A 5,628-nucleotide genomic window follows, 5' to 3' on the forward strand; every position below is an offset into this window, starting at 1 on the left:
ATACTCATGTATCTACTTTTTTGAATTTGCAAATACAAAAATACACCTGTAACCCTTCTTTTACAATACCGTTGCAACAAAGTCGTTTCTAATATAAATGGACAAAACTTGAATATTCCCGTAGAAAATATGGATATGCCTTTCTTTTTTGTAACTAATTCGGATTTGCGTTGTAAACAGGTATTCATACCTGTCAAAGAAGTGGATAATTATACTGCTAGTTACTTAAACAGCATGAACAAGAAATACTGGAAAATCCCTAGTAACTAGCCTCAATCGCTGCGATGAAAAAGCTTATTATACTATTGCTTTTTAACTTATATTGCCTTTCTGTTTCCTCCCAAGGGAAGTCTGAGGAACAGAGATTGTCCGAATTTGTTGGCAAAATCAATACTTTCAACAATTTGTATCCGCAGGAGAAAGTGTATCTACATTTTGATAATACCGGCTATTACAAAGGCGAAGCTATTTGGTTTAAGGCTTATGTAGTTTCTTCGGGCGACAACAAGTTTACGAACATGAGCCACGTGCTGTATGTCGATTTTCTCAACCCCGCAGGTTTTGTTGTAGAATCGAAGAAATTGAAAATAGAGGACGGACAGGCGCGTGGCGAATTTCAGATTGCCGACAGCATCAATAGCGGATTCTTTGAGGTCAGGGCTTATACCCGCTATATGCTGAATTTCGGCGAAAATTGTCTCTTTTCTCGCGTTTTCCCTGTTTACGATTCTCCCGAAAAAGCAGGAGATTACGGAAACAAAATCATGACTGAACGGGAAAAACATAACATGATTACTTACATCGAAAAAGATGCCGATAAAAAAGTACCTCAACCCTACAAAATAGCATTTTACCCCGAAAGTGGCAATCTGGTAAAAGGACTCGCCAGTCGCGTAGCATTCAAAGCTATAGACGAATACGGGCAGAATATCGAAATAGAAGGCAAAATATTCCGAAAGCAACGGGAGCAGGAGGCTGTTGCCTCTTTTGCCTCGGTACATGAGGGAATGGGATGCTTCGATTTTACGCCTGACGATTCGGAATATGTGGCCGAATTTTATTACAACGGCAATTATCACAGGGCCAGTCTTCCCAAAGTTAGTGAAGAAGGCTATGTGATGAATGTCAACAATTTGAATGACAAACACCTATTGATACAGGTTCAAAAAACATCCGCTATAAATCCCGACACGCTTGGTCTGGCTATCTTGTGCTGGGGAAAAGTGCATGTATTCAGAACCATACATCCGGAAGATACGCTTTTTTCTCAACGAATAGCAAAGGAAAGCCTTCCTACGGGTGTAAACCAGCTAAGGCTTTTCGACAAAAACGGTTCCGTAATAGCCGAGCGATTCATTTTTATCGACCACCAAGATTACAAAGCCAACAGCCTGACGTGCAAAACCGACAGAGAAAGCTACGAACCATACGCCCCCATCCGCATAAACTTTCAGGCCACCGAAGCCAACAACCAGCCCTTGCAAACAACTTTTTCCGTAGCTGTAAGAGACGGCGAATCGGAGGAGTTGACATACAACGACGACAATATTGTTACCAATCTGTTGCTGTCGTCCGAATTAAAAGGCTTTATAAAAAATCCGGCCTATTACTTCAAACAAGATGACACCGGTAGCCGCTACAAACTCGATTTGTTGATGATGGTGCAAGGCTGGATCCGTTATCCATTCAGAAAAGGCAAGATGAAATATGAAATTGAAAAAGGATTGGGTTTCTCGGGAAAGGTACTTACGGCTCCCGATAGACTTGGCCTACGAAAAGAAATGGGAAATGTTCAACTGAAAGCATGGGCGCTGAACGACAGCTTAAGCATTTCGGGCACAACGGTGGCCGACAGCAAGGGTCGGTTTAATTTCTTTATCAACGACGATGTATTCGGCTCCTATTCGTTGGCTATTCAATCCAACGAATTACGAAAACGGGGTAAATACAAAGACCGGTGGTTTATCAAAAACAGTAATATCCTCCTCGACCGCATCGAATATCTGGAGCCCAAAGCATATACATTTTACGAAACCAATATTCCATTTCCGTCAGGCAAAAATTATTCTACACCTTCATTCGAATCCGATACCATATTGGGTATGAGAGGATTGCATCTGCAAGAAGTAGCCGTAATAGCGAAGCGAAAAAACAGGAAAAAATTCAAAATAGAAGATTATGCCCCTGCTGTTACTTTGGATATGTGGGACGAAATGGATAGGCAAATTGATTTACACGGACGGTGGTTGAATGAATGCAGACGCCACATTACCGATCTTCCGCCAAGTATGCCGGAATTCGATAATCAGCCTGTTCCGGCGGACAGGTGCGTTAAAAGCTTCGGACGTATTATTAGCAGTAGCTTAGGGATGCCAACCTCAACAGATATTCGGTTTTTATACACCAAACCTCCTCAAGGAGTAAGAATGTATTACTTGGACTACATTGATAAAATAGTGGTATATACCGATAGAAACCTGCGCGATAAAACGGTGTATGAAAAGCCGAACGAATCGTGGATTGCCGACATCGTGTGCCAATATATTCCCTACAAGAACGATTACCATCGCCCAAATGTAGATGGCATCCGCTATACCAAGTTATACGGTTATGCAAAACCCAAAGAATTTTATCACCCCGATTACAGTATAGTCCGCCTGCCCGATGAAAGAGATTTCCGCCGTACCTTGTATTGGAATCCCGATGTGAAAACGGATAAAGCAGGAAAAGCAACTATCAGTTTCTATAACAATGGCTCGTGCAAAGAAATAAATATCAGCGCCGAGGGATTGACAAATGAGGGTGTGCCGATGGTGTTTAGTGAGTAAATTAAAAATAACAGGAAAATGACGATTAAACGATTATTAAAGAAAATTTTAGTATATACAGGCTATTTACTTGTTGTCATCGTTTTGACAGTAATCGTGCGTGTCTTTTTCTTTGACAAGTATTCCATACCATCCCAGTCCATGTCGCCTGCAATTGAGGCGGGCGACCAGATACTGGTTAATAAGCTGATACCCGGCGCACGCATCATCAAGAGTTATGATTTTATCAAAACAGAAACCCGCCCCGATATTTGGCGGGCAAAAGCCTGTCGCAGTATCCGGCGCAACGATGTGATGGTGTTTAACTTTCCCTATTCAAAGAAAAGGAACAAGATTCAGCCCGATATGAGTACCTATTATGTAAAACGTTGTGTGGCTATTCCGGGCGATACATTCTACATAGACAATGGTATTTACAAGGTAAATGGCGTTTCGGATAAATTAGGAAATTACGAAGCGCAGCTAAAACTTTCACAACTACAGGATAAAGATATACCGCAAGGAGGGTTTCAATGCTTCCCTAAAAAAAATAACAACTATTACTGGACAATGAAGCGCTTCGGTCCGTTGTATATACCTCATCAGGATGAATGCCTGGCTATTGATCTGGTGAATATAGCCCTGTACAGGAATCTGATAGAATACGAAACAAGCGGAAAAATCAAGCTTGAAGACAACAAAGTCTCTTTGAATGGTAAAGAGATAAAGGAATATACATTCAGCATGAATTACTATTTTATGGCAGGCGATAACGTATTCGATTCCCGGGATTCCCGCTACTGGGGCTTGTTACCCGAAGATCACATTGTAGGCAAAGCCTTTGTTATCTATAAATCCAAAGACCTTCAAACAGATACATACAGGTGGAACAGGTTTTTTAAATCAATCGAATGAAACTGGTGTTGCGCTATATCAACTATTTGTGCCTGATACCATTTATGATGGCGCTGTCCACCGTTTTTGTTATCGATAACGAATTGGCGAATGGTACAGTTAGCGGCAAATATTTTTGGTTTTATACTTCAATGGCCTGGGTAACAGCAGGTACAATTATCTCATTTTTTATTAGCAGGAAGTCTGTTTATTTGAATATAACAGATTTTCTGCTTATTCTTTTTGGCATCACCGGATTACTTTCATCCTACCTGCAAAACAACACAATTAATACACGATTTATCCTGTTCGTATTGTGTTTTGTTCTCTATTTCTACTTCCGGTTTATTTTATCGGGCTATAAGTCAAACCGGTATATTCTGCTGCTTTTTCTTCTGATAACCGGTTTAATTGAGGCTATTTGGGGACTTCGGCAACTCTACGGCTTTTCCAATTCACAACACAATTTATTTAAGCTGACAGGCTCATTTTTCAATCCGGGACCTTATGCCGGTTATTTAGCCTTGATTGCGCCCATTGCATTTTATTACCTGATAAATTATTACAAGGTTTTCAGGCATAGATTGAGCAAAAGATTTTTAAGTTACTATATCTACTGGGCTGTCTCCCTGCTGACTTTGCTTTGTATCCTGTTATCACTTCCGGCAGCGATGAGTAGGGCTTCGTGGCTGGCGTCTGTAGGAGGCTGTGTATTTATCGGGATAGTATGGTTGTCGAAAAGAAGAAAATTATCCCATCTTGTCCGAAACTACAAGAAAAAGCTCATCTTATCACTCCCGGTAATTGTTTTGGCATTAATTATTGCAGGATTTGGCATATACCAGCTAAAAAAGAACTCAGCCGATGGACGGGCATTGATGTGGAAAGTGGCTACACTCACATCTCTTGATCATCTGGCAGGTGTTGGGTTGGGCAATTTCTCCGGCAGTTATGGAGATGAACAGGCAAGCTATTTTGCATCGGGACAGGCTACGGAACAGGAGGAGTTTGTTGCCGGAGCGCCCGAATACGCATTTAATGAATACTTGCAAATAGCCATTGAGCTGGGCATATTCCCCTTTATTCTATATTTGGCAATCGTTACCGGTACATTATATTTTGCTGTAAAACAGAAGCGGATAGCTGAAGCAGGGGCTTTGGTCTCGTTATCAGTCTTTGCCTTTATGTCGTACCCATACAGCATTCTGCCGTTTGTTATTGTGCTTGTGTTCCTGCTGGCTTCGTGTTCAGCCTCAAATAAAGGGCAGCTTGTAGCCGGAAAAATCGTAACAGGAATTTTTATCTGCTGCTTGGCTGTTCTTGTTCCCATTTGTGTATTGAACAGGTATCCAACTCACGAAGCATACACGGATTGGCAGGAACTTAAAATGCTGTACAATATGAAGCTCTACAAAGAAGTTGCAAGCGATTATGAAGAACTTGCCCCTTACTTGAACGATCAGTCGGCATTTATGTTTGAGTACAGTCAAAGCCTGTCTAAAACAGGAGAATACGAAAAAAGCAACGACATTATCAGGCAGGCAACCCGCATCAGTAGCGACCCCATGTTTTACAACATTATGGGTAAAAATTATCAGGCGCTACACCGGTACGATTCGGCAGAAATAAGTTTCAGGAAAGCGGCAAATATAATCCCCAACAGAATTTACCCTTATTATCTGCTCGCCAATATGTATATGGAAGCAGGAGACACTCTGAAAGCCCGAAAAACTGCGTATATTGTACTGGCAAAAGAACCCAAAACCCATTCAATGGCGGTAGAGGAGATGAGAAAGGAAATGCGGAAAATAACCGGTGATATTCCTCACTGATAGATAGAAACGACTTTGTTGCAACGGTATTGTAAAAGAAGGGTTACAGGTGTATTTTTGTATTTGCAAATTCAAAAAAGTAGATACATGAGTAC

At 41.2% G+C, this 5,628-nt stretch carries 3 protein-coding genes; all 3 read left to right on the forward strand.

Translation table 11 applies throughout. The features are described 5' to 3' along the window. Positions 1-284: 284 nt before the first annotated feature. Genes ACYPWY_RS15485 through ACYPWY_RS15495 form a run of 3 tightly spaced genes read left to right on the forward strand, consistent with a single transcriptional unit; the run spans position 285 to position 5,533 of the window. The gene (locus ACYPWY_RS15485; RefSeq protein ID WP_459686449.1) at positions 285-2,828 is read left to right on the forward strand and encodes a hypothetical protein; all 2,544 of its coding nucleotides are present in this window, start codon (positions 285-287) and stop codon (positions 2,826-2,828) included. 18 nt (positions 2,829-2,846) lie between these two features. Beyond that, positions 2,847-3,722 carry a signal peptidase I gene (gene lepB / locus ACYPWY_RS15490; RefSeq protein WP_459686450.1) on the forward strand — a complete coding sequence of 292 codons (876 nt, stop codon included), beginning with the start codon at positions 2,847-2,849 and terminating at the stop codon, positions 3,720-3,722. Continuing rightward, a complete protein-coding gene (locus ACYPWY_RS15495) occupies positions 3,719-5,533 on the forward strand; it encodes an O-antigen ligase family protein (RefSeq protein ID WP_459686451.1) in 1,815 nt (604 codons plus the stop codon). The genes lepB and ACYPWY_RS15495 overlap by 4 nt, the downstream gene beginning before the upstream one ends. The last annotated feature ends 95 nt before the right edge of the window (positions 5,534-5,628 follow it).

The organism is Viscerimonas tarda, assembly GCF_054601255.1.